We start from the raw sequence: 23,390 nt of genomic DNA, 5'->3' as shown, positions 1-23,390 counted from the left end.
GAATCTTTGGGGCGGAATACGAATCGCTTTGGCGAATCGAATTCGAGGGATTAGAGGTTAAGCCCCATGGCGCGGTACATATTCATCACCGGCGGCGTGGTTTCTTCGCTCGGCAAAGGTCTGGCTTCAGCGGCACTCGGTGCCCTGTTGCAAGCCCGAGGCTACAAGGTCCGCCTCCGCAAGCTCGACCCCTATCTCAACCTCGATCCCGGAACGATGTCGCCGTATCAGCACGGCGAAGTGTTCGTGACCGATGACGGCGCGGAAACCGATCTCGATCTCGGTCACTATGAGCGCTTCACCGGACGGCCTGCGACCAAGGCCGACAACATCACGACCGGGCGCATTTACCAGGACATCATCACCAAGGAGCGCCGCGGCGATTATCTCGGCGCGACCATCCAGGTGGTTCCGCATGTCACCAACGCCATCAAGGACTTCGTCCTCCACGGCAACGACGATTACGACTTTGTGCTGGTCGAGATCGGCGGCACCGTCGGCGACATCGAGGGCCTGCCGTTCTTCGAGGCGATCCGCCAGCTCAAGAACGAACTGCCGCGCGATCACGCGATCTACATTCATCTGACGCTGCTGCCTTACATTCCGAGCGCCGGTGAGTTGAAGACGAAGCCGACGCAGCACTCGGTCAAGGAGTTGCGCTCGATCGGCATCCAGCCGGACATCCTGCTCTGCCGTACCGACCGCGAGATCCCGAAGGAGGAGCGGCGCAAGCTCGGGCTGTTCTGTAACGTGCGCGAGAGCGCCGTCATCGAGGCGCGCGACGCCGACAGCATCTACGCCGTCCCTCAGGCCTATCATGCCGCAGGCCTCGACGACGAAGTGCTCGCCGCCTTCGGCATCGGCTCGCGGATTCCGCCGGAGCTGCGGAGCTGGCAGCAGATCAACGAGCGCATCCGCAATCCCGAAGGCGACGTCACCATCGCCATCCGTCGGCAAATATACCGGCATGAAGGATGCGTATAAGTCGCTGATCGAGGCGCTCTCGCATGGCGGCATCGCCAACAAGGTGAAGGTCAATCTCGACTGGATCGAGAGCGAGATCTTCGAGAAGGAAGATCCGGCCCCCTTCCTCGAGCACGTCAACGGCATTCTGGTGCCCGGCGGCTTCGGCCAGCGCGGCGCCGAAGGCAAGATCCGCGCGGCGCAGTTCGCGCGCGAGCGCCGCGTGCCCTATTTCGGCATCTGCTTCGGCATGCAGATGGCGGTGATCGAGGCCGCACGAAACCTTGTCGGCATCGAGGACGCCAACTCCACCGAGTTCGGCCCGACCAAGGAGCCGCTCGTCGGCCTCATGACGGAATGGCTGCGCGGCAACGAGCTCGAGAAGCGCTCCAACGCCGGCGATCTCGGCGGCACGATGCGGCTCGGGGCCTATCCGGCCGCGCTCAACCGCGGCAGCCGGGTCTCGCAGGTCTATGACGGCGCGACCGAGATTTCCGAGCGCCACCGCCACCGCTACGAGGTCAACACCGCCTACAAGGACCGCCTCGAGCAGCACGGGCTGAAATTCTCCGGCCTGTCGCCCGATGGCATCTTGCCGGAGATTGTCGAATACGAGGATCACCCCTGGTTCATCGGCGTCCAGTTCCACCCCGAGCTGAAATCGCGGCCGTTCGAGCCGCATCCTCTCTTCGCCTCCTTCATCCAGGCGGCGATGGTGCGGTCGCGTCTCGTCTAGCAACTGTCACGCGGAACGATTGACCCGTTCTCGCCCGGAATGCCAACGGCTAGTCTTGGGTTCAGCGGAGCAGGGTGCTCACACTCCAACCCTGACGTTCGGCGGGTCGATCTGAAGATTCAACTTGTCCAAGCCAAAGGTGTCGCGAAGCCCGGTCTGGCCAGCAGTTGTCAATTGCACAGCCCGTGTATGATTCATTCGAACCAGCCAATTCAGCTCCATACAGCATCGTTGGATCTCGGCTCCGACATGGCCGGCGATGTGATATCGGCGCTCGCTCCAGTCGAGGCACGGCTTGCAAAAGATGCGCTTGTTTTGGCGCTTTCGACTCAGGTCGACGCCAAATTCTGTCAGTATCTTTGCGCCGGCATCGGTGACATCTCCACCATCTTCACCCAGAACGATGCAGCCGCTGGCGACCAAAGAGTCCGCGATCGCAACGCCCAATCGACCCGCCAAATGATCGTAGCAGGTCCGACCGAACCGCAACGCAGAGTCACGCGCGGATCGAGGTTGATATCGCTGAGGAACCTCGAGAGCAGCCACCAACTTGATGCTCTCAAGCATGCTGGCGACCAGTGGTGAGGAAATACGGTAGTACCGGTAGCTGCGCTTCCTGGTTACCGAGATAAGCCGGGCGTCGACCATCTTGGACAAGTGCTCGCTGGCCGTCGGTCGCGAAATTCGCGCGAGAAACGCCAGCTCACTTCCGGTCAAGGATTGTCCACCCATGAGGGCTGACAACATGGTCGCGCGCGCCGTATCGCCAACGAGCGCTGCAACCTCGACCATATTCGCCGCTGCAACCATAGGCTCCTCTACCATCGTCCGCATCGGATCAACAAGCGACGTGAGTTCGGCATGCACCAAACTCACGACTGGAGACAATGAGCGCGTCGGATGCGACAGCATGGGAAGTGTTGAGTCCACTTGATCGATATGTCTTGCAGGAGGCGGCCGTGAAACGCGAATCCATCAGAGTTGAACCCATTTCCACGTATTTGGAGCGACGGCGGAAGGGACCGATCTGTCCCGTCATTGTCGCCGGTGAGACGGTTTATGTCTCAGGCCTCCCGCCATTTGATCCGGTCACCGGTGAGGTCAAGCGATTGCCGTTCGTGCGGCAAACCGAGATCGTGCTCGACCAAATGAAACTTTGCCTGGAGGTTGCCGGCTCGTCGTTGCGGGAGGTCGTGAAATGCAATGTCTACTGCACGCCTGATAGCTCAAATTTCGATGCGTTCAATGACGTCTACCAACGCTATTTCCCGTTTCGCCACCTGCGCGCATCTTTCTAACGGTGCCTTCCTGGCCGGGTGAATTTGATGTGGAGGTCGATTGTGTTGCGATTAAATCCGACCTGGAAGATCGGTCGGCGTCCGCAAGGGACATGAACGAACTAGGGCATCTCAATGCGGGCTTATATGCGCTCGGTTGCCTTGAAGGATGTCGATTGGTTTCGCGAACATCTGAGCGATGACTTCCTCAACAGCAACCCCGACGGATCAGTGGTTGATCGTGCCGGGTTCATTGAACAAATCGCGAAGCCGGCAACCATATCGAATTTGGGATACGAGGACGAGCGGATCCGGATCATGGGTGATATGGCGATTATCCATGCACGGACGACCTATACCAGAGCCGATGGGTCGGCCAGCCTCGGACGATATACCGACAGTTGGGCACGTCGCGGGGGCGTCTGGGTTTGTGTTGCCGCTCACGTCACCCGGGGATGAGCATAGGCCCGGATTTGGCGGCAACCCGAGTTCGTGGTTGCTGCCGAAGATCGCCGAATACGAGGATCACCCAGGTTCATCGGCGTGCACTTGCGCAACGCGGCGTCGACCTTCGACTGCCAAAGTCCGACCTTGCAGTCAATCGCTCGCAGGGGAGGCATGTGTGCCCAGCTACAAGACAGTCTCAGACGCAGCCGCTATAGATCACGGGAAATGTCAGGGAGGATAACAAATGATCTACGAAATGCGCATCTATCGCTGCGTGCCCGGCCGCCTGCCGGCACTGCTCAAGCGGTTCGAGACCGTTACGCTGAAGCTGTGGGAAAAGCACGGCATCAAGCAGGCCGGGTTCTTCACGACGCTGATCGGTGAATCCAACCAGGAGCTGACCTATTTTCTGGCCTGGGACTCGCTTGCCGAGCGCGAGAAGAAGTGGGCCGGCTTCATGACCGATCCGGACTGGATGAAAGCGCGCGCCGAGAGCGAGGCGGACGGCCAGATCGTCGGCAACATCATCAGCCAGATCATGGCGCCGACCGCCTTCTCGGCGGTGAAGTAGCGGCCGCCGGCGAGGGGCATCGTGGGGAGCCCGGGCGCAACCCTGATATTCTGGGGGCCCGGGCCGAATGGGGTTGATCCGCCCTTCATCGCGGCTATGGTCGCGCCGAAACGAGGGATTTGCCTTGAGCTCTTCGACGTCAGCGGCGCCGGTCGTCACCATTGGCACGGTCCAATTCGGCAATGATCTGCCGATCTCGATCATTGCCGGGCCGTGCCAGCTCGAAAGCCGCCAGCATGCGCTGGAGGTGGCCTCCGCGCTGAAGGAAATCGCCACGCGGCTGAAGATCGGCCTCGTCTACAAGACCTCGTTCGACAAGGCCAATCGCACCAGCGCGTCGGCTGCGCGGGGTCTTGGGCTGACGCAGTCGCTGCCGATCTTTGCCGAAATCCGATCGTCGCTCGGCCTGCCGGTCCTGACCGACGTGCATGACGCGGCGCAGTGCGCCGAAGTGGCGCAGGCGGTGGACGTGTTGCAGATTCCCGCCTTCCTGTGCCGGCAGACCGATCTGCTGCTGGCGGCCGCCGCGACCGGCAAGGTCGTCAACGTCAAGAAGGGCCAGTTCCTCGCGCCTTGGGACATGGCCAATGTCGTGTCCAAGATCACGAGCGCGAACAATCCGAACGTGCTCGTCACCGAACGCGGTGCGTCCTTCGGCTACAACATGCTGGTCTCCGACATGCGCGCGTTGCCGATTCTTGCGCGTACCACCGGCGCGCCCGTGATCTTCGATGCCACTCATTCGGTGCAGCAGCCGGGCGGGAAGGGGACGTCCTCCGGAGGCGAGCGCGAATTCGTGCCGGTGCTCGCACGCGCGGCTGTCGCTGTCGGTGTTGCCGGCGTCTTCATCGAGACCCATCCCGACCCTGATAGCGCGCCGTCCGACGGACCTAACATGGTGCCGCTGCGCGAGTTCGAAGGGTTGATCCGCAAGCTGATGGCGTTCGACGCGCTCGCCAAGGAATCTGTCAGGACCGGCCCGCGCTGATGCAGCAAGGCGAGGCGCGGCCGCACGATCACGGCCTGCCGGCCGCGCTCTACGTCATCTCCGGTGCAAGCTTCGCCGCAGCGCTCTCCGCGCGTGCGCTCGACCCGGTGCTGCCGCACGTCGCCGAGGATTTTGGCGTCAGCATCGCGACCGCAGCCGGATTTGCCGCGGTGTTCGCCTTCACTTTCTCGATCATCCAGCCGATCGTCGGCGCCGCCGCCGATCTGTTCGGCAAGACGCGGCTGATGATCGGCTGCCTCGCGCTGCTCGGCCTTGCCAACATCCTGGGCGCGCTCTCGAGCTCGTTCTCGGTTCTGTTCGCGACCCGCGTCCTCGCCGGCATCGGCTCCGGCGGCGTGTTTCCGGTCGCGCTCAGCCTGACCAGCGATCTCGTCGGTCCGGAGAAACGCCAGGTCGCGATCAGCCGCACGCTCGCCGGCGCGATGACCGGCAATCTCCTCGGCGCCTCGGCCTCCGGCCTGATCGGCGACCTCCTCGGTTGGCGCGGCGTGCTGGCGGTGCTCGGCGTGCTCGTGATCGTTGCATCGATCGCGGTCGCCGCCGGTTTTCGCGGCGCCAAGGTCAAGCATCCGCCGAAGACCAGCCTGTCGGCGCTGAAGGCCGGCTATCGCACCATCTTCACCAATCCGAACGCCTATGTCTGCTATTCGGCGGTGTTCATCGAAGGCTGTTGCGTGCTCGGCCTGTTTCCCTACCTCGCTTCGTTCCTGTTCGAACTCGGCCAGACCTCGCTCTCGATCGCGGGCATTGTCATCGCGGGCTTTGCGGTCGGCGGCTTGTTCTACACGCTGACAGTGTCGCGCCTGCTGCCATGGCTGGGCATGAAGGGAATGATGATCGCAGGCATGACGCTGGTGGCCTCGCAGCTCGTTGTCGTCGCCTTCGGCCCACGCTGGGAAGTGCAGGCGCTCAATCTCATCGTGATGGGATGGGGCTTCTACATCGCCCATGGTTGCCTCCAGATGTTCGCCAGCGAGCTCTCGGTCGAGGCACGTGCCACCGCGCTGTCGCTGCATTCGTTCTTCTTTTTCATGGGGCAGACGGTGGGGCCGCTCGCCTATGGCCTTGGTCTCCAGCATGGCGGCAAGATGCCGACCCTGTTCGCGAGCGCCGTGATCATGGTGGTGCTGGGCTTCGTCTGCGCCCGGCTGCTCAAGCAGCGCGCGCCATCCGACGCGCCGACCTGACGGAAGTATCGGATGTCCGACTTTCGTACTTCCGCCACATCAAGCTCCAGCTCGAGCATCCGAGCCGCGTCACCAAACAGGCGGCCGCGAGGTCAAGGATTCCGACACCACCGTGCGCGCCTCTACGCACAATGCCGGCTTTGCGCTTGCCAAGTTCCCGCAATGTGAAAGAATGAAGTTGGGACGACCAGCGCCCAATGCAATTTCAGGGAGAGGCGCGTGAGTGAATTGCTACATCCCGCGGCCCCCCATCACCTGCCTTCCTTCATCACCGCGCCTGGAGAAACCGACGTCCTGATGGTCGTCGTCGGCATTGTCCTGATCGGCGCCGTTCTCGCGGTCGGGAATCTCTATTTGCACCTGCATACGATGCCGGAACGAATGGCCCACAAGTCGCAGAAATTCCAGTTTGAAATCGTGGCCGTGCTGGGGCTGCTGGCGCTGTTCACGCATAACCACCTGTTCTGGGTGATCGGCCTGTTCCTCGCCATGATCGATCTGCCGGACTTCAGCACGCCGCTACGCAAGATTGCCGGGTCGGTCGAGAAGATGGCCGGCGTCGCGCCCGGGCAGGATCCGACCGAGCCGCCAGGTGAAACCGTTGCCGCGCAGCCTTCCGCAGGAAGCAATGCCAAGGCCGGGAGCGCCAAGAGCGAAGTGGCCAGCCATGCTTGAGCTGCTTCTCTGTTCCCTCCTGACGATATTTCCGGACTATCTCTATCGCCGTTATCGGCAGGGAAAGCGCATCGGGCACGAAATCACGCTCTATTCGGTCTGGTTCGAGCTTCGATTTGGCATCATCGCCTGCCTGATGCTTACGGTCTCGCTCATCACGATGATCTTCTATTTTCATCCGTCGACCTCGTCGGCGACGTTGTTCTATCGGACTGTCCCGATCATGACCGAAGTCAGCGGCCGGGTTGCCGAGGTTCATGTCGACGTCAGTGCGGACGTCAAGCAAGGCGAGGTGATTTTCAGGCTGGACAGCGCCAAGCAGGAAGCGTCGCTCCTGACGGCCAAGCGCAAGATCGCCGAAATCGACGCCGCCATGCTGGCCGCGCAGGCCGATGTCATGAAGGCGGAAGGCCAGCTTCAGGAGGCAAAGGGTTCGCTGCAGCAGGCTCAGGACGAACTCGATACCAAGACTGAATTGCAGAAGCGCAACCCCGGAATCGTTCCGCAGCGCGACATCGAAAAGCTCGGTGTGGCCGTTGCGGGTCGCCAGGGCACTCTAGACGCGGCGACCGCTTCCAAGCAATCCGCGACGACGCGGCTGAGCGCTCTGCTACCGGCGGAGAAGGCAAGCGCCGAGGCCGCATTGGCCGAAGCGCAGGTCGATCTGGACAAAACCTTCATTCGGGCCGGCGTCGACGGGCGGGTAGAGCAATTTGGACTGAAGCCAGGTGACATCGTTACGCCAAATATGCGCACGGCCGGCGTCCTGATCCCGCAGGGTGCAGGACGGCGTGCTCTCATGGCAGGGTTTGGGCAGATCGAGGCTCAGGTCTTGAAGGTCGGAATGGTGGCCGAGGCCACCTGCATTTCCAAGCCGTGGACGATCATCCCGATGGTGATTACCGGTGTGCAGGACTACATCGCGGCCGGCCAGTTCAGGGGCGGTGAACAATTGGTCGAGGCGCAGCAGGTCGTGCGGCCCGGCACCATTCTCGTTTTCATGGAGCCGATCTACAAGGGCGGGCTGGAGGGCGTGACGCCCGGCAGCAGTTGTGTCGCCAACGCCTACACCAGCAATCACGAACTGATCTCGTCAGGGAAGCTCGGTTCGTTCAAGAGCTTCGGATTGCATGTCGTCGATGCGACCGGGCTTGTGCACGCAATGCTGTTGCGGATTCAGGCCCTGCTGTTGCCGATCCAGACGCTGGTGCTGAGCGGGCATTGACCCGCCCGCAGCGGCCAAAGATTAGCCCCGTCCGCGATAGGGCGCGACGCCCTGCTCGGGCAGCCACAGGCCCTTCGGCGCGCGGCCGGTCTGCCAGAACACGTCGATCGGGATGCCGCCGCGCGGATACCAGTAGCCGCCGATGCGCAAGAATTTCGGCTTGATCTCGCTCGCGATGCGCTTGCCGATCATCACGGTGCAGTCCTCGTGGAAGGCGCCGTGATTGCGGAAGCTCGCGATGTAGAGCTTCAGCGACTTCGACTCCAGCAGCCATTGGCCGGGGGCGTAGTCGATCATCAGATGTGCGAAATCCGGTTGTCCCGTGACCGGGCAGAGCGAGGTGAATTCCGGCACGGTGAAGCGCACCAGATAGTCCGTGCTCTTTTGCGGATTGGGCACCCGGTCGAGCTGAGCTTCTTCCGGCGTGTGCGGCCATTCGACCGCACGGCCGAGCTGAAGGGATTTTTTCGCCATCGTCGTCACATCCTGTTTCGGATGCCGGGATGGACGCAAACGCCGCGGCCGTCAACCGGCGGCGATCGTCTGGATCATGACGATCCGGTCGTTGCCCGACTCGCAGCCCCAGACCTCGCCAGGCCTGCCGTCGAGCTGGCGCACATTGGCATTGGCCTTGTCGCTGGCGAATAGGTTGAACTTTTCGGTGGCCGGATCGAAGCGGACGATGGCGTTCGCGGAGAAATCGGTCAGCCACACCTTGTCCTTGTCGTCGACATAGACCGCGTAGGTGCGGGGACGTTCGCCGGGAAGCTTCCAGGTCTTCCAGGAGGCTTCCGCGGGATTGTGCACCGAGACGTGGCCGCTGTTCCACTCGCTGACCCAGATCCGGCTGTTCGAGTCGGACCAGACGCGCCGTGAGCCCTGGCTCGGCGTCGGCGGCTCGACGACAGCGGCATTGCCGGTCGCAAGATCTATCTTCGCGATGTAGCTGCCGGCGAGCGAGGCGTACCAGACGTCGCCCTTGGGCGTGACGGTGATGCCGTAGGGGCCGAGGCCCTTGGGCGCCCTGAACACGTCCATGCCGCCCGAGTTCGGCTTGAGCCGGCCGTAATAGCCGGACTGGCCGGTGAACCAGTAGGTGCCGTCCTTGTCGAACACGCCGGTGTTGAGATTGGCGTAGGCGAACTTTTCGGGCAGGCGGAACAGCGTGACCTTGAGGTCGGAAGGGTCGACGCGGGCGATCGCATTCTGGCCGCTCTCGGTGATCCAGGGCGCGCCGTCGGGGCCGATGGTCACGCCGTGCGGAGCGGCGCGCTCGCCGAGGCTGACCGTCTTATAGCTGCCATCGTTCGGATCGAGCCTGCCGAGCAGGCCCTTGCCCTGGGCCGTAAACCAGACCGTGCCATCAGGGGCGGGAGCGAGGTCGTGCAGACCGATGCCGGGGCTGATGGGGTAGTATTTTGTCCGGAACGGGCCTTCCTGCGCAAAACTTGGGCGGGCCGCGAATAGGGCGGCGCTCGAGGCAAGAAACTGGCGGCGATTCATGGCGTTACCCCGACTGTTTCAGATTGAGGGTTTGCGCGCGGATCAGGTGCCGTCAAGCTTAGTCCCGGACGCCCCACACGCTAGTCGAAGCCGGCCCTCCAAGCGTTCACATTTGCTTGCGCTCCGTGTAAGACCCGCGGCACCGATCAGCCCTAACGAACGGAAGTGCACATCATGACCGCCATCATCGACATCATCGGCCGCGAAATTCTCGATAGCCGGGGCAATCCCACGGTCGAGGTCGACGTCGTGCTGGAAGATGGCGCGCTTGGCCGTGCTGCCGTGCCGTCCGGCGCCTCCACCGGCGCCCATGAGGCGGTGGAACTGCGCGACGGCGATAAGACCCGCTATCTCGGCAAGGGCGTCACCAAGGCGGTCGGCGCCGTCAACGGCGAGATCTTTGAGGCGCTGAGCGGCCTCGATGTCGAGCAGCAGGCCCAGCTCGACCAGATCATGATCGACCTCGATGGCACGCAGAACAAGAGCCGGTTGGGCGCCAACGCCATCCTCGGCGTCTCGCTCGCCTGCGCCAAGGCGGCCGCAAACTCGCTCGACATGCCGCTCTACCGTTACGTCGGCGGCACCTCGGCGCGGCTCTTGCCGGTGCCGATGATGAACATCATCAATGGCGGCATGCATGCCGACAACCCGATCGACTTCCAGGAGTTCATGATCCTCCCCGTGGGCGCGTCCTCCTTCGCCGAGGGCCTGCGCTACGGCGCCGAGGTTTTCCATACGCTGAAGTCGGAGCTCAAGAAGGCCGGCCACAACACCAATGTCGGCGACGAGGGCGGCTTTGCCCCGAACCTGCCGTCGGCGGATGCCGCGCTCGAGTTTGTCATGAATGCGATCGGCAAGGCCGGCTACACGGCAGGGACCGACATCGTCATCGGCCTCGACTGCGCCTCGACCGAGTTCTTCAAGGACGGCAAATACGTCTATGAAGGCGAGGGCAAGACCCGTTCGATCTCCGAACAGGCCAAGTACCTTGCCGACCTCGTCTCGCGCTATCCGATCGTGACCATCGAGGACGGCATGTCGGAAGACGACATGGACGGCTGGAAGGAACTCACCGACCTCGTCGGCAAGAAGTGCCAGCTCGTCGGCGACGATCTCTTCGTCACCAACGTCAAGCGCCTCGCCGAAGGCATCAAGGCGGGACGTGCCAACTCGATCCTGATCAAGGTCAACCAGATCGGCACGCTGACCGAGACGCTCGCCGCCGTCGAGATGGCGCACAAGGCCGGCTACACCTCGGTGATGTCGCACCGTTCCGGCGAGACCGAGGATTCCACCATCGCCGATCTCGCGGTCGCCACCAATTGCGGTCAGATCAAGACCGGCTCCCTTGCGCGTTCAGATCGCACCGCCAAATACAACCAGCTCCTGCGCATCGAGCAGCAACTCGGCAAGCAGGCGCTCTATGGCGGCAAGGCGGCATTGAAGGCGCTGGCATAAGCCAGCGTCTCGACAAAACAGGGGAGGATCGACATGAGCGACGGCAACACCGGCCTGCAACTGCGTTCGCTGATCAAGAAGAGCGGTGAACTCGAGATCTCGCTTCTGGACGTGCCAACCCCCGAACCCGGCCCGGACGAAGTCGTCGTCCGCGTCGAGGCGGCGCCGATCAATCCGTCCGACCTCGGGCTCCTGATCGGGGCAGCCGATATGAGCACGGCGAAGGCTTCTGGCGGCAAGGATGCCCCCGTCATCACCGCGAAGGTGCCGGAAGGCGCGATGCGACCGATGGCAGGCCGGCTCGACGAGTCCATGCCGGTCGGTAACGAAGGCGCGGGCGTCGTGATCAGGACCGGCTCGTCGGATGCAGCGAAGGCGCTGATGGGCAAGACCGTCGCCATGATCGGCGGCGCGATGTACACCCAATATCGCACGTTGAAAGTGCGCGAGTGCCTGCCGCTGCCATCAGGCACCACGCCGGCGGAAGGCGCTTCCTGCTTCGTCAATCCGCTCACCGCGCTCGGCATGACCGAGACCATGCGGCGCGAAGGTCACAAGGCGCTGGTGCACACCGCGGCCGCCTCCAATCTCGGCCAGATGCTGAACAAGATCTGCATCAAGGACGGCATCCCGCTGGTCAACATCGTGCGCAGCAAGGAGCAGGCCGACATCCTGCACAGGATCGGCGCCAAATACGTCGTCGATTCCACCGCGCCGAGCTTCCTCGGCGATCTCACCAATGCGCTGGTCGAGACCGGCGCCACCATTGCCTTCGACGCCATCGGCGGCGGCAAGCTCGCCGGCGATATCCTCAACTGCATGGAAATCGCGATCAACAAGACCGCCAAGGAATACAGCCGTTACGGCTCCAACGTGCACAAGCAGGTCTATGTCTACGGTGGGCTCGACATCCGCCCGATCGAACTGCCGCGCGGCTTCGGCATGGCCTGGGGCGTCGGCGGCTGGCTGCTGTTTCCGTTCCTGATGAAGATCGGGCAGGCGGACGGGGCCAAGCTGCGCCAGCGCGTGGTCGACGAACTGAAGACCACTTTCGCCAGCCACTACACCAAGGTGGTGTCGCTTCAGGAGGCGCTCGATCCCGCCAATATCGCGGTCTACGCCAAACGCGCCACCGGCGAAAAATTCCTCATCAACCCAAATAAATAATCGCGACGTGCGACGGCACGTCACCGAAAGAAGGTCTTGCCTTCTGAGCGAAGCGGGAGATTATTCCGCCGCCATTTGAAAGCGGAAAACCGCAAGGCGCTCAGAAGGGGACCTCTCCATGACCGATCTCAATCGCCGTCATCTGCTCGCAGGCGCCGCCGCCGTCGGTGCGGCTGCCGTAACCGGCCTCCGGCCGACCATTGCCAATGCCGCAGTGCCGCAAGCCGGGACGCAGGCGCCGGGCTTCTATCGCTACAAGGTCGGCAGCTACGAGTGCACCTCGATCAATGACGGCGCGCGCACGTTCCCGATGCCGGACAAGTTCGTCGTCAACGCGCCGAAGGAGGAAGCGCTGGCCGCAGGCGAGGCTGCCTACATGCCGAAGGGCATGGTCACGGTGCCGTTCAATCCGCAGCTCATCAACACCGGCTCCAAGCTCGTGCTGATCGATACCGGCAACGGCGTTGCCAATCTCGAGCCGAGCAAGGGCGCGGTCGGTCGCACGCTGCAGAACCTCCAGGCCGCCGGCATCGACCCCAAGAGCATCGACGTCGTGCTGCTCTCGCATCTGCATCCTGATCATACCAATGGCATTCGTCTCGCCGACGGCGCGCTCGCTTTCCCGAATGCGGAGATCATGGTGCCGGGCAAGGATTGGGAGTTCTGGACCAGCGAGGACAACGCCGCCAAGGCCGAGTCCAATCCGATGATGAAGAACTACTTCGCCAACGTGAAGAAGACGTTTGCCGGCCTCGAATCCAAGGTGACGAAGTACGATTGGGGCAAGGAGGTCGCGCCCGGCATCACCTCGATCGCGACGCCCGGCCACACGCCGGGTCACACCTCGTTCGCGGTGGCGTCCGGCGATGCCAAGGTGCTGATCCAGTCGGATGTCACCAACATTCCGGAATTCTTCGTTCGCAATCCGGACTGGCATGTCGCGTTCGACACGGATGGCCCGCTGGCACAAGCAACCCGCCACAAATTCTACGACATGGCGGCGGCCGAGAAGGCGACCGTGATCGGCTTCCACTTCACCTTCCCCTCGGTAGGTCATGTCGAGAAGGATGGCGCCAAATATCGCCTGATCCCGTCGGCGTGGAACCCGACGATCTGAGCCGGGTTGCAGATTTGTACGAAAGATCAGGCCGCCACTTGGCGGCCTGATTGTTTTGGGCGGCTGTTTCAGAAACTCAGCGTTTCCAAATCGATCTGGTCCATGCACTTGCATCCATCGCGCGAGATGGCTTAAGTGCCGCCCCGGCACTCCCGCTCAAGCTCTGAGGACATTCCATGGCCTACAATATCGTCACGATCGCCGGCAGCCTGCGCAAGGACAGCTTTTCGCTGAAGATCGCCAATGCGCTTGCCAAGCTGGCGCCGGCCTCCCTCAAGCTCGAGGTCATCACGCCGGCTGGCGTCTCGTTCTTCAACCAGGACCTCGAGGGCGCGCCGCCGGCCGACTGGTTGTCTTTCCGCGAAAAGATCCAGAAGTCGGACGGCGTTATCTTCGTCACGCCGGAATACAATCGCGCGATCCCGGGCGTGCTGAAGAACGCGATCGACGTCGCCTCGCGGCCCTATGGCAAAAGCTCGTTCAACGGCAAACCGGTCGGCATCATCTCGAATTCGCCAGGCCCGCTCGGCGGCGTCAGCGCCGCCAAGACGCTCCAGAACATCCTGCCGGGTATTTCCGGCCCGATCATGCAGCAACCGGAAGCCTATTTGAACGCGGTCGGCGACGCCTTCGATGCCGACGGCAATTTGACCAAGGACTCCCTGAAGCCCGTGCTCCAGGCCTATATCGACGCGTTTGCGGTACACGTGGCGAAGCATCACGGCTGAGGCCGCTCGATCCTTGGCATGCCCGGACAGGCCCGGGCATGCCAATTGGCGGTGGGAGTGGCGGCAATTAGCACGCCCTTAACCAACCTGACCCATCTTCCCAGGATGGTCTCCCGCGCGCGCCTGAAATCGATCCTGACCGGTCTCGCCCTCTATGCGATGGCGGCCGCAATCGTCGGCTATTTCGGCGTCAACGCCTATACCGGCAAATACGGCCTCAACGCCCGCCAGGAGCTCGACCAGGAGATCGTCGCGCTGACCAGCGAGCTGGCGCAGCTCAAGCGCGAGCGCGCCAGGAGCGAGCAGCGCGTTTCGCTGCTGCGCTCTGCGAAAATCGATCCCGACATGCTGGACGAGCGGGCGCGCTTCCAGCTCGACTACGTCAAATCCGCGCGATCTCGTCCGGATGATTCCGGCGAACTAACGCGCGTCGGCGCTGGCGACGCGCCTTCGCGAGCACGCAGCCTGTCACTGATTCCATCGATCCGGCGCGATCGGGACAAGCGCGAAGCGCGTTGCCGTCGTGCGGATGACGTCAGCATGTCTGCTATCTGGTACTCCACACACCATAGCGTGAGTGACCGGAGCTAATGTTGCCCGATCAGCGCCAAACATTGTGCAATATTTCGACCACGTTGCGGTGCGGCATAACGAAACTTGCGCCGCATCGCCGCGGTGCTTTCCAAGGGCGTTTGAGTTGGGTTAGAGAGGGCTGAAGTTTTCTCTGACCCGGAATTCCCATGGCCGCACCCAAGAAAGCCGCCGCAAGCACTGCACAGGACAAGACCGACGGCGGTTCGCCTCCGGAATTCAGCAGGGAGCAGGAGCTCAAGGCGCTCCGCGACATGCTCCTGATCCGGCGGTTCGAGGAAAAGGCCGGCCAGCTCTACGGCATGGGCGCGATCGGCGGCTTCTGCCACCTCTATATCGGCCAGGAGGCCGTGGTGGTCGGGATGCAGATGGCCTTGAAGCCGGGTGATCAGGTCATCACCGGCTATCGCGATCACGGCCATATGCTCGCCACCGGCATGGAAGCCAACGGCGTCATGGCCGAGCTCACGGGCCGTCGCGGCGGCTATTCCAAGGGCAAGGGCGGCTCCATGCACATGTTCAGCAAGGAGAAGCACTTTTACGGCGGCCACGGCATCGTCGGCGCGCAGGTCTCGCTCGGCACCGGGCTCGCTTTCGCCAATCACTATCGCGATAACGACAATGTCAGCGTCACCTATTTCGGCGACGGCGCGGCCAACCAGGGCCAGGTCTATGAGAGCTTCAACATGGCGGAGCTGTGGAAGCTGCCGGTGATCTACGTCATCGAGAACAACCGCTATGCCATGGGCACTTCGGTCTCGCGCGCGTCGGCGCAGCAGGATTTCTCCAAGCGCGGCGCCTCCTTCAACATTCCCGGCCAGCAGGTCGACGGCATGGACGTCCGTGCCGTCAAGGCCGCCGGCGATGAGGCGGCGGCATGGTGCCGCGCCGGCAAGGGGCCCTTCATCCTGGAGATGCAGACGTACCGTTATCGCGGCCACTCGATGTCCGATCCCGCAAAGTACAGAACGCGCGAGGAGGTCGAGAAAGTCCGCCACGACCAGGATCCGATCGAGCAGGTGCGCAACCGCCTGTTGGCCGCCAAGGTCAGCGAGCAGGATCTGAAGGCGATCGACGCCGAGGTGCGCGAGATCGTCAACGCGTCCGCCGATTTCGCCCAGCATGATCCCGAGCCGGATGCCGCCGAGCTCTGGACCGATATTTACCGCTGAACGCGCGCAAGCTTTCTTTTGGAGTCGATATGCCAATTCAAGTGCTGATGCCCGCGTTGTCACCCACGATGGAGAAGGGCAACCTTTCCAAATGGCTGAAAAAAGAGGGTGAGACGATCAAGTCCGGCGACGTCATCGCCGAGATCGAGACCGACAAGGCGACCATGGAGGTCGAAGCGACCGATGAAGGTACGCTCGGCAAAATCCTGATCCCCGAGGGCACAGCCGACGTGGCCGTGAACACGCCGATCGCGACGATTCTGGCTGATGGCGAGAGTGCCGCCGATCTCGCGAAGGCGCCCGCTCCGCAGCAGAAGGCAGCCGAATCCGCAGCCCCCGCCGCTGCAAAAGCCGAAGCGCCCGCGCCCAAAGCTGCGCCGGCACCGCGGGCCGTCGCAGAACCCGACCCGGAAGTGCCCGCCGGCACCGAGATGGTGACGCAGACCATCCGCGAAGCCCTGCGCGATGCCATGGCCGAAGAGATGCGCCGTGACGCCGACGTCTTCGTGATGGGCGAAGAGGTCGCCGAATACCAAGGCGCCTACAAGGTGACGCAAGGGCTGCTTCAGGAATTCGGCGCCAAGCGCGTCATCGACACGCCGATCACCGAGCACGGCTTTGCCGGCATCGGCGTCGGCGCCGCGATGACCGGTTTGAAGCCGATCGTCGAGTTCATGACCTTCAACTTCGCCATGCAGGCGATCGACCAGATCATCAACTCCGCGGCCAAGACGCTCTACATGTCCGGCGGACAGATGGGCTGCTCGATCGTGTTCCGCGGGCCCAACGGCGCCGCCGCCCGCGTCGCCGCCCAGCACAGCCAGGACTATTCCTCCTGGTATTCGAACGTCCCGGGCCTCAAGGTCGTCGCGCCGTTCTCAGCCGCTGATTACAAGGGCCTGCTCAAGGCTGCGATCCGCGATCCCAATCCGGTGATCTTCCTCGAGAACGAGATGCTCTACGGCCACACCGGCGAGGTGCCGAAGCTCGACGATTTCGTGATTCCGATCGGCAAGGCGCGCATCGTGCGCTCCGGCAGCCATGTCACCATCATCTCCTGGTCGAACGGCATGAGCTACGCGCTGAAGGCCGCCGACGAGCTCGCCAAGGATGGCATCGAGGCCGAGGTGATCGACCTGCGCACGTTGCGTCCGATGGACACCGAGACCATCGTCAACTCCGTCAAGAAGACGGGACGTGCCGTCACGGTGGAAGAGGGCTGGGCCCAGAGCGGTGTCGGTGCCGAGATCGCCGCGCGGATCATGGAGCATGCATTCGACTATCTGGATGCGCCGGTCGCCCGGGTCTCCGGCAAGGACGTGCCGATGCCCTATGCCGCGAACCTGGAAAAGCTCGCGCTGCCTTCGGCGGCCGAAGTGGTCGAGGCCGCCAAAGCCGTCTGCTACAGGTAGACCATGGCGGGCCCGAAGGAGCAGCCATTGCCACCCGACGTCCTCGTCCGCGATGATGCGGTCGAGATCCTGCGCGTGTTCGTGCTGGACGGCGGGCTGTCGATGGCGTTCCAGCGGGCCTTCGAGGAGCCCGACATGTGGGGCCTGCTGCTCGTCGATCTCGCCCGTCACGCCGCGCGCGCCTATGCGCGCGAGAGCGAATACACCGAGGAGGACGCGCTGAACCGGATCATCGAGATGTTCCAGGCCGAAATCGAGCGTCCCACCGACACCGGCACCACGACGCCGCGCGGAAAGGGACACTGACCGTGGCGATCGAATCCTATCATTTCGATTTCATGCTGGAGGCGATCCGCGAGGCGGAAGCCTCGATCGCGCAAGGCGGCCTGCCGATCGGCGCCGTGCTGACCCGCGACAACAAGGTCATCGCCCGCGGCCACAACAACCGCGTGCAGGAAAAGAACGTCATCCTGCACGGCGAGATGAGCTGCCTGCGCCAAGCCGGCGTGATCTCGTTCCACGACACCGTCATGTACACGACGCTGTCGCCGTGCTCGATGTGTGCCGGCGCGCTCGCTCTGTTCAAGGTCCAACTGGTGGTCATCGGGGAATCCGTCACCTTCCCGGGCTCCAAGGACATCCTCGACAAGTTCGGCATCCCCTGGATTGATCTTGCGGACGACCGCTCCATCACCATGATGAAGAATTGGCGTTCCAATCCTGCCAATGAGCGCCTGTGGCAGGGCGACATCGGCAACTAAACCTGGTCTGTTCGTCCTCGCTTCCGGGGACGGCATTTTGAGAAGTTCTTCGTGAGGTCAGCATGCCCATCAACATCCTGATGCCCGCTCTTTCGCCGACGATGGAGAAGGGCAACCTCGCCAAATGGCTGAAGAAGGAAGGCGACAAGGTCAAATCCGGCGACATCATCGCCGAGATCGAGACCGACAAGGCGACCATGGAGGTCGAGGCCATCGACGAGGGCACGATCGCCAGGATCCTGGTGCCCGAGGGCACGCAGGATGTCCCCGTCAATGACGTGATCGCGGTGCTGGCCGGCGAGGGCGAGGACGTGAAGGCGGCAGGTGCCGCCAAGCCCAGCGCGTCGGCCGCACCTCCGAAAGCTGCCGAAGCACCGGCGCCAGCGCCTGTCGCGCCCAAGTCTGCGCCGCCCAAGGCTGCGCCGCCGCCCGCCGCTACTCCCGCGGCGAAAGCTACCGCCGCACCGGCCGCGCAGGGCAACGGCCATGGCGGCCGCGTGTTCTCCTCGCCGCTGGCGCGCCGGCTCGCGAAGGACGCCGGCGTCGATGTTGCCATGGTGACCGGCACCGGCCCGCACGGTCGCGTCGTCGCGCGCGACGTCGAACTGGCCAAGTCCGGCAAGGGCCTCAAGGCACAAGCGGCGGCGTCGTCAGGTGCGCCCTCGAGCGCGCCGACCATGTCGGACAAACAGATCCTGTCGCTGTTCGAGCCGGGCTCCTACGAGGTCGTCCCGCATGACGGCATGCGCCGCACGATCGCCCAGCGTCTGACCGCGTCGATCCAGAACGTCCCGCACTTCTACCTCACCATCGATTGCGACATCGGCAAGCTGCTCGCCGCACGCGAGCAGATCAACGCCGCCGCGCCGAAGGACAAGGAGAAGAAGCCGCTCTACAAGATCTCGGTCAACGACTTCGTCATCAAGGCGATGGCGGTCGCGCTCCAGAAAATCCCGAACTGCAATGTGAGCTGGACCGAATCCGGCATGGTCAAGCACCACCATTCCGACGTCGGCGTTGCGGTGGCGATGCCCGGCGGCCTGATCACGCCGATCATCCGCAAGGCCGAGACCAAGACGCTCTCCACCATCTCCAACGAGATGAAGGATTTTGCGACACGCGCCCGCTCGCGCAAGCTGAAGCCCGAGGAGTACCAGGGCGGCACCACGGCTGTCTCCAACCTCGGCATGTTCGGCATCAGCCACTTCACCGCCGTGATCAATCCGCCGCATGCGACCATCCTCGCGGTCGGCACCAGCGAGGAGCGGCCTGTGGTGCGCGGCGGCAAGATCGAGATCGCGAACATGATGAGCGTGACCTTGTCCTGCGATCACCGCGCCATCGACGGCGCGCTCGGCGCCGAGCTGATCGGTGCCTTCAAGCAACTGATCGAAAATCCCGTCATGATGATGGTGTGACGAGAAAATTCGCGTCGTCATTGCGAGCGAAGCGAAGCAATCCAGGACGTGACCGGCAGACTGGATTGCTTCGTCGCACGAGCTCCTCGCAATGACGGTCTCGAACATTGAGGCCGGTTGAACGGGAACGAACGCAAAGCATGGCCGATACATCCTTCGACATCATCATCATCGGCTCCGGTCCCGGCGGCTATGTCACCGCGATCCGCGCCGCCCAGCTCGGCTTCAAGGTCGCGATCGTCGAAAAATCCTATCTCGGCGGCATCTGCCTGAATTGGGGCTGCATCCCGACCAAGGCGCTGCTGCGCTCGGCCGAGATCTACCACTACATGCAGCACGCCGGGGATTACGGCCTGTCGGCGGAGAAAGTGTCGTTCGACCCGAAGGCGGTGGTGCAGCGCTCGCGCGGCGTCTCGAAGCGGCTCAACGATGGCGTCGGCTTTCTGATGAAGAAGAACAAGGTGAGCGTGATCTGGGGCGCGGCTTCGATCGACGCGCCAGGCAAGGTCACCGTGAAGAAGTCCGACGTCGAGGGTCCCAAGGGCACGCTGGGCGAGGGGGCTTATCAGGCAAAACACATCATCGTCGCGACCGGCGCGCGGCCGCGCGTGCTGCCGGGGCTCGAACCCGACAAGAAGCTGATCTGGACCTATTTCGAGGCGATGGTGCCCGAGCGGATGCCGAAGTCGCTGCTGGTGGTCGGCTCCGGTGCGATCGGAATCGAGTTCGCCTCGTTCTTCCACACCATGGGCTCCGAGGTCACCGTGGTCGAGGTGCTGCCGCAGATCCTGCCGGTCGAGGACGCCGAGATCGCCGGCGTTGCCCGCAAGCGTTTCGAGAAGCAGGGCATCAAGATCATGTCCTCGACCAAGGTCACGAAGCTGGAGAAGAAGGCCGACAGCGTCGTCGCCACCATCGACGACGGCAACGGCAAGCCGGTCACGACCGAGTTCGAGCGGGTGATCTCGGCGGTCGGCGTCGTCGGCAACATCGAGAATCTCGGTCTGGAAAAGCTCGGCGTCAAAACCGATCGCGGCGTCATCGTGATCGACGGTTACGGCAAGACCAACGTCCCTGGCATCTATGCCATCGGCGACGTCGCGGGTCCCCCGATGCTCGCGCACAAGGCCGAGCATGAAGGCGTGATCTGCGTCGAGGCGATCAAGGGCCTGCACCCGCATGCCATGGACAAGAACCTGATCCCGGGCTGCACCTATTGCCAGCCGCAAGTGGCCTCCGTCGGCCTCACCGAAGCCAAGGCCAAGGAGGGTGGCCGCGAGATCCGCGTCGGCCGCTTCCCCTTCGTTGGTAACGGCAAGGCGATCGCGCTCGGCGAGGACCAGGGCCTGGTCAAGGTGATCTTCGACAAGAAGACCGGCCAGCTCCTCGGCGCCCATATGGTCGGTGCCGAGGTCACCGAGCTGATTCAGGGCTACGTCGTCGCTATGAATCTGGAGACCACGGAAGAAGAGCTGATGCACACGGTATTCCCGCATCCGACGCTGTCGGAGATGATGAAGGAAGCCGTGCTGGATGCCTATGGCAGGGTGTTGAATATCTGACTGCCGCCAAAGAGACCGTTCGCAAAATAAGAAGGAAACCAGCCCATGCAGGACAACGACAACCTCACCATCGAGCGCCCGAGCTTCGTCACCCATCTCGAATGCGCGATGGAAGGCGATCATTACGCCGCCGATCAGGTCCACAATCTCTCCAAGGCCGGCAAGCCGCTGCTCGTGCGTTACGATCTCGCGGGCGTGAAGAAGGCGCTGACCAAGGACGCGCTCGCCCAGCGCCCCGCCGACATGTGGCGCTACCGCGAGCTGCTGCCGGTGCGCAAATGCAAGGACATCGTCTCGCTCGGCGAGGTCACGACGCCGCTGATCCGGCTGCCCAAGCTCGGCGCCAAGCTCGGCGGCGGCGAGATCATCGTCAAGGACGAGGGGCGGCTGCCGACCGGCTCGTTCAAGGCGCGCGGCCTGGTCATGGCAGTGTCGATGGGCAAGGCGCTGGGCATCAAGCACATGGCGATGCCGACCAACGGCAACGCCGGCGCGGCGCTCGCGGCCTATGCGACCTCCTGCGGCATCAAGACCACGATCTTCTGCCCGGCCGATACGCCGGAGGTGAATGTCAGCGAGATCGAGCTTCAGGGCGCGACCGTCTACCGCGTCAACGGCTATATCGACGATTGCGGCAAGATCGTCGGCGAGGGCAAGGCGAAAGTCGGCTGGTTCGACACCTCGACCTTGAAGGAGCCGTACCGCATCGAAGGCAAGAAGACGATGGGCCTCGAGCTCGCCGAGCAGCTCGGCTGGGACGTGCCCGACGTGATCTTCTATCCGACCGGCGGCGGCACCGGCCTGATCGGCATGTGGAAGGCGTTCGACGAGCTCGAGAAGATCGGCTTCATCGGAAGCAAGCGCCCGCGCATGGTCGCGGTGCAGGCGTCGGGCTGCGCGCCGATGGTGCGCGCCTACGAGGCCGGTACCGAGCATGCGACGCGCTGGGAGGATGCTCACACCATCGCTTCGGGCATCCGCGTGCCGCAGGCGATCGGCGACTTCCTGATCCTGCGCGCGGTGCGCGCGAGCAAGGGCTTTGCGATCGCGGTCGACGACGACAAGATCTCGTCGGCCCTGAACGAGGTCGCGCGCGAGGAGGGGCTGCTATTGTGCCCCGAAGGCGCCGCGACCTACGCCGCCTACAAGGAGAGCCTCGCCGACGGCCGTGTCAGCAAGACCGACCGCGTGATGCTGTTCAACTGCGCTACCGGCCTGAAATACCCGCTGCCAAAGGTCGACCGCACGCTCGATCGCCACAAGCCGATCGACTATTCGCAGTTCTAGCGCGTCATTTCGTCTCTTTGCGAACGAGCCCTCTTCCCGTACGCGGGAAGAGACAAAAATAACAATGTCATCGCTGGGAGAACACAATGAAGGCCACTTGGGCTGCGCTGGTTGCTATTCTCGCTGTTGCAGGCGCCGCGCGCGCCGACGATTATCCTTCACGTCCCATCACCATCATCGTTCCCTTCGCCGCCGGCGGGCCGTCGGATGCCATGGCGCGCGTGCTTGCCGAGCGGATGCGGACGTCGCTCGGCCAGGCCCTGGTGATCGAGAACGTCACCGGCGCCGGCGGGTCGATCGGCGTCGGCCGCGCCGTGCAATCGCCGCCGGACGGCTACACGATCTCCTTCGGCCATCTCGGCACCCACGTTGCCAACGGCGCCGTCTACAAGCTCAACTACGATCTCGTCACTGACCTCGAACCCGTGGTGCTGCTGCCGAGCAACCCAATGATCGTCGTCAGCAAGAACGCGGTGCCCGCGACCTCGCTGAAAGAGCTGGTTGAATGGCTGAAGTCGCGCCCGTCGCCGGCAACCGCGGGCACGGCCGGCGCGGGGTCCGGCAGTCACATCGCCGGGGTCTATTTCGAGAGCGTCTCAGGTATCAAGCTGCAATACGTGCCGTATCGCGGCACCGCGCCCGCCCTGAACGATCTCATCGCCGGCCAGATCGACGTCATCGTCGACCAGACCTCCAACTCCATCAACCAGGTCCGCGCCGGCACCATTCGCGCCTACGCCATCACCGACGACAAGCGCCTGTCGTCGGCACCCGACATCCCGACCACGGCGGAGGCCGGGCTGAAGGGTTTTAGCATGACGCTGTGGTCCGGCCTGTGGGTGCCGAAGGGTACGCCGAAGGCGATCGTCACCAAGCTCAATGCCGCAGCCGTGGAAGCGCTGAACGATCCCGCCGTGAAGAAGCAGCTGGAAAGTCAGGGCCTGGAGATGACGCCGCAGGATCAGCTCACGCCCGAAGCGCTTGGCGCGCGTCAGAAGGCCGAGATCGCGAAATGGTGGCCGATCATCAAGGCCGCGAACATCAAGGTGGAGTGAGGCGGCGGTGTCTGCGTTCCGAGCGCAACACCCACAGACCTCATCCTGAGGAGGCATCGCGGCCGTCTC

The 23,390-nt window shown here is 63.3% G+C and carries 21 protein-coding genes and 3 pseudogenes; 21 read left to right on the top strand and 3 right to left on the bottom strand.

The annotated features are described in order from the left end of the window. The first annotated feature begins 66 nt into the window (after positions 1-66). Positions 67-1,699 (top strand): annotated as a pseudogene (locus ACVWYI_RS22240) (CTP synthase). Positions 1,700-1,777: 78 nt separating this feature from the next. On the opposite strand, the gene ACVWYI_RS22235 reads toward ACVWYI_RS22240, so the two are convergent. Further along, complete coding sequence (locus ACVWYI_RS22235) at positions 1,778-2,611, bottom strand: ArsR/SmtB family transcription factor (protein ID WP_456663213.1); 834 nt, start codon at positions 2,609-2,611, stop codon at positions 1,778-1,780. 47 nt (positions 2,612-2,658) lie between these two features. Between ACVWYI_RS22235 and ACVWYI_RS22230 the strand changes: the two are divergent. The 7 genes and pseudogenes from ACVWYI_RS22230 to ACVWYI_RS22200 all read left to right on the top strand — a co-directional run. After that, positions 2,659-3,050, top strand: a pseudogene (locus ACVWYI_RS22230) (RidA family protein); the annotation flags it as partial. Positions 3,051-3,111: 61 nt separating this feature from the next. Beyond that, positions 3,112-3,435: a nuclear transport factor 2 family protein gene (locus ACVWYI_RS22225; protein WP_456663212.1), complete on the top strand. Its 324-nt coding sequence runs from the start codon at positions 3,112-3,114 to the stop codon at positions 3,433-3,435. 232 nt (positions 3,436-3,667) lie between these two features. Next, the gene (locus ACVWYI_RS22220) at positions 3,668-3,994 is read left to right on the top strand and encodes an NIPSNAP family protein (protein WP_247349208.1); all 327 of its coding nucleotides are present in this window, start codon (positions 3,668-3,670) and stop codon (positions 3,992-3,994) included. Positions 3,995-4,118: 124 nt separating this feature from the next. Continuing rightward, a complete protein-coding gene (gene kdsA, locus ACVWYI_RS22215) occupies positions 4,119-4,982 on the top strand; it encodes a 3-deoxy-8-phosphooctulonate synthase (RefSeq protein ID WP_456663211.1) in 864 nt (287 codons plus the stop codon). Then, positions 4,982-6,190 carry an MFS transporter gene (locus ACVWYI_RS22210; protein ID WP_456663210.1) on the top strand — a complete coding sequence of 403 codons (1,209 nt, stop codon included), beginning with the start codon at positions 4,982-4,984 and terminating at the stop codon, positions 6,188-6,190. The genes kdsA and ACVWYI_RS22210 overlap by 1 nt, the downstream gene beginning before the upstream one ends. 219 nt (positions 6,191-6,409) lie before the next feature. Further along, positions 6,410-6,865 carry a hypothetical protein gene (locus ACVWYI_RS22205; RefSeq protein ID WP_456663209.1) on the top strand — a complete coding sequence of 152 codons (456 nt, stop codon included), beginning with the start codon at positions 6,410-6,412 and terminating at the stop codon, positions 6,863-6,865. After that, positions 6,858-8,090, top strand: a complete 1,233-nt coding sequence (locus ACVWYI_RS22200; protein WP_456663208.1) for an HlyD family secretion protein — start codon at positions 6,858-6,860, stop codon at positions 8,088-8,090. The genes ACVWYI_RS22205 and ACVWYI_RS22200 overlap by 8 nt, the downstream gene beginning before the upstream one ends. A gap of 21 nt (positions 8,091-8,111) precedes the next feature. On the opposite strand, the gene queF is transcribed toward ACVWYI_RS22200, so the two are convergent. Continuing rightward, a complete protein-coding gene (gene queF, locus ACVWYI_RS22195; RefSeq protein ID WP_456663207.1) occupies positions 8,112-8,564 on the bottom strand; it encodes a preQ(1) synthase in 453 nt (150 codons plus the stop codon). Between the two features lie 51 nt (positions 8,565-8,615). Next, positions 8,616-9,593: a Vgb family protein gene (locus tag ACVWYI_RS22190; protein WP_456663206.1), complete on the bottom strand. Its 978-nt coding sequence runs from the start codon at positions 9,591-9,593 to the stop codon at positions 8,616-8,618. Between the two features lie 174 nt (positions 9,594-9,767). Here ACVWYI_RS22190 and eno point away from each other — a divergent pair, with 174 nt between their 5' ends. The 13 genes and pseudogenes from eno (at position 9,768) to ACVWYI_RS22125 (ending at position 23,321) form a co-directional block, all read left to right on the top strand. After that, positions 9,768-11,051, top strand: a complete 1,284-nt coding sequence (eno, locus tag ACVWYI_RS22185) for a phosphopyruvate hydratase (RefSeq protein WP_456663205.1) — start codon at positions 9,768-9,770, stop codon at positions 11,049-11,051. 33 nt (positions 11,052-11,084) lie between these two features. Then, a complete protein-coding gene (locus ACVWYI_RS22180) occupies positions 11,085-12,218 on the top strand; it encodes a zinc-binding dehydrogenase (RefSeq protein WP_456663204.1) in 1,134 nt (377 codons plus the stop codon). 118 nt (positions 12,219-12,336) lie between these two features. After that, entirely contained in the window at positions 12,337-13,335 is a 999-nt protein-coding gene (locus ACVWYI_RS22175; RefSeq protein ID WP_456649905.1) for an MBL fold metallo-hydrolase, read from the top strand. A gap of 176 nt (positions 13,336-13,511) precedes the next feature. Then, a complete protein-coding gene (locus ACVWYI_RS22170; RefSeq protein WP_247446588.1) occupies positions 13,512-14,063 on the top strand; it encodes an NADPH-dependent FMN reductase in 552 nt (183 codons plus the stop codon). Between the two features lie 105 nt (positions 14,064-14,168). Beyond that, positions 14,169-14,487: pseudogene (locus tag ACVWYI_RS22165) on the top strand (FtsB family cell division protein). A 316-nt stretch (positions 14,488-14,803) separates the two neighbouring features. Continuing rightward, entirely contained in the window at positions 14,804-15,826 is a 1,023-nt protein-coding gene (pdhA, locus tag ACVWYI_RS22160; protein WP_456663203.1) for a pyruvate dehydrogenase (acetyl-transferring) E1 component subunit alpha, read from the top strand. Between the two features lie 29 nt (positions 15,827-15,855). Next, entirely contained in the window at positions 15,856-17,238 is a 1,383-nt protein-coding gene (locus ACVWYI_RS22155) for a pyruvate dehydrogenase complex E1 component subunit beta (protein WP_456649907.1), read from the top strand. A gap of 3 nt (positions 17,239-17,241) precedes the next feature. Then, positions 17,242-17,544: a DUF5076 domain-containing protein gene (locus ACVWYI_RS22150; protein ID WP_456663202.1), complete on the top strand. Its 303-nt coding sequence runs from the start codon at positions 17,242-17,244 to the stop codon at positions 17,542-17,544. 2 nt (positions 17,545-17,546) lie between these two features. Next, a complete protein-coding gene (locus ACVWYI_RS22145; protein ID WP_247446590.1) occupies positions 17,547-17,999 on the top strand; it encodes a nucleoside deaminase in 453 nt (150 codons plus the stop codon). A 62-nt stretch (positions 18,000-18,061) separates the two neighbouring features. Then, the gene (locus ACVWYI_RS22140) at positions 18,062-19,417 is read left to right on the top strand and encodes a pyruvate dehydrogenase complex dihydrolipoamide acetyltransferase (protein WP_456663201.1); all 1,356 of its coding nucleotides are present in this window, start codon (positions 18,062-18,064) and stop codon (positions 19,415-19,417) included. A 140-nt stretch (positions 19,418-19,557) separates the two neighbouring features. Continuing rightward, positions 19,558-20,979, top strand: a complete 1,422-nt coding sequence (gene lpdA, locus ACVWYI_RS22135; RefSeq protein ID WP_354106507.1) for a dihydrolipoyl dehydrogenase — start codon at positions 19,558-19,560, stop codon at positions 20,977-20,979. Positions 20,980-21,024: 45 nt separating this feature from the next. Next, positions 21,025-22,266 (top strand): threonine synthase, encoded by a 1,242-nt coding sequence (locus ACVWYI_RS22130; RefSeq protein ID WP_354047962.1) that lies wholly within the window; start codon positions 21,025-21,027, stop codon positions 22,264-22,266. Positions 22,267-22,352: 86 nt separating this feature from the next. Then, the gene (locus ACVWYI_RS22125; RefSeq protein WP_456663200.1) at positions 22,353-23,321 is read left to right on the top strand and encodes a tripartite tricarboxylate transporter substrate binding protein BugD; all 969 of its coding nucleotides are present in this window, start codon (positions 22,353-22,355) and stop codon (positions 23,319-23,321) included. Positions 23,322-23,390: the final 69 nt, after the last annotated feature.

The sequence above is a fragment of the Bradyrhizobium sp. LB13.1 genome, assembly GCF_054056815.1.
Note: the sequence above shows the minus strand (reverse complement) of the source record. Positions and strands in the feature narration are given on the sequence as shown.

Excerpts from the sequence above, each read along its gene's own strand:
- ACVWYI_RS22235 (WP_456663213.1), bottom strand. The coding sequence starts at position 2,611 with ATGCTGTCGCATCCGACGCGCTCATTGTCTCCAGTCGTGAGTTTGGTG.
- ACVWYI_RS22225 (WP_456663212.1), top strand. The coding sequence starts at position 3,112 with ATGCGGGCTTATATGCGCTCGGTTGCCTTGAAGGATGTCGATTGGTTT.
- ACVWYI_RS22220 (WP_247349208.1), top strand. The coding sequence starts at position 3,668 with ATGATCTACGAAATGCGCATCTATCGCTGCGTGCCCGGCCGCCTGCCG.
- ACVWYI_RS22210 (WP_456663210.1), top strand. The coding sequence starts at position 4,982 with ATGCAGCAAGGCGAGGCGCGGCCGCACGATCACGGCCTGCCGGCCGCG.
- ACVWYI_RS22200 (WP_456663208.1), top strand. The coding sequence starts at position 6,858 with ATGCTTGAGCTGCTTCTCTGTTCCCTCCTGACGATATTTCCGGACTAT.
- queF (WP_456663207.1), bottom strand. The coding sequence starts at position 8,564 with ATGGCGAAAAAATCCCTTCAGCTCGGCCGTGCGGTCGAATGGCCGCAC.
- ACVWYI_RS22190 (WP_456663206.1), bottom strand. The coding sequence starts at position 9,593 with ATGAATCGCCGCCAGTTTCTTGCCTCGAGCGCCGCCCTATTCGCGGCC.
- eno (WP_456663205.1), top strand. The coding sequence starts at position 9,768 with ATGACCGCCATCATCGACATCATCGGCCGCGAAATTCTCGATAGCCGG.
- ACVWYI_RS22180 (WP_456663204.1), top strand. The coding sequence starts at position 11,085 with ATGAGCGACGGCAACACCGGCCTGCAACTGCGTTCGCTGATCAAGAAG.
- ACVWYI_RS22175 (WP_456649905.1), top strand. The coding sequence starts at position 12,337 with ATGACCGATCTCAATCGCCGTCATCTGCTCGCAGGCGCCGCCGCCGTC.
- ACVWYI_RS22170 (WP_247446588.1), top strand. The coding sequence starts at position 13,512 with ATGGCCTACAATATCGTCACGATCGCCGGCAGCCTGCGCAAGGACAGC.
- pdhA (WP_456663203.1), top strand. The coding sequence starts at position 14,804 with ATGGCCGCACCCAAGAAAGCCGCCGCAAGCACTGCACAGGACAAGACC.
- ACVWYI_RS22155 (WP_456649907.1), top strand. The coding sequence starts at position 15,856 with ATGCCAATTCAAGTGCTGATGCCCGCGTTGTCACCCACGATGGAGAAG.
- ACVWYI_RS22150 (WP_456663202.1), top strand. The coding sequence starts at position 17,242 with ATGGCGGGCCCGAAGGAGCAGCCATTGCCACCCGACGTCCTCGTCCGC.
- ACVWYI_RS22140 (WP_456663201.1), top strand. The coding sequence starts at position 18,062 with ATGCCCATCAACATCCTGATGCCCGCTCTTTCGCCGACGATGGAGAAG.
- lpdA (WP_354106507.1), top strand. The coding sequence starts at position 19,558 with ATGGCCGATACATCCTTCGACATCATCATCATCGGCTCCGGTCCCGGC.
- ACVWYI_RS22130 (WP_354047962.1), top strand. The coding sequence starts at position 21,025 with ATGCAGGACAACGACAACCTCACCATCGAGCGCCCGAGCTTCGTCACC.
- ACVWYI_RS22125 (WP_456663200.1), top strand. The coding sequence starts at position 22,353 with ATGAAGGCCACTTGGGCTGCGCTGGTTGCTATTCTCGCTGTTGCAGGC.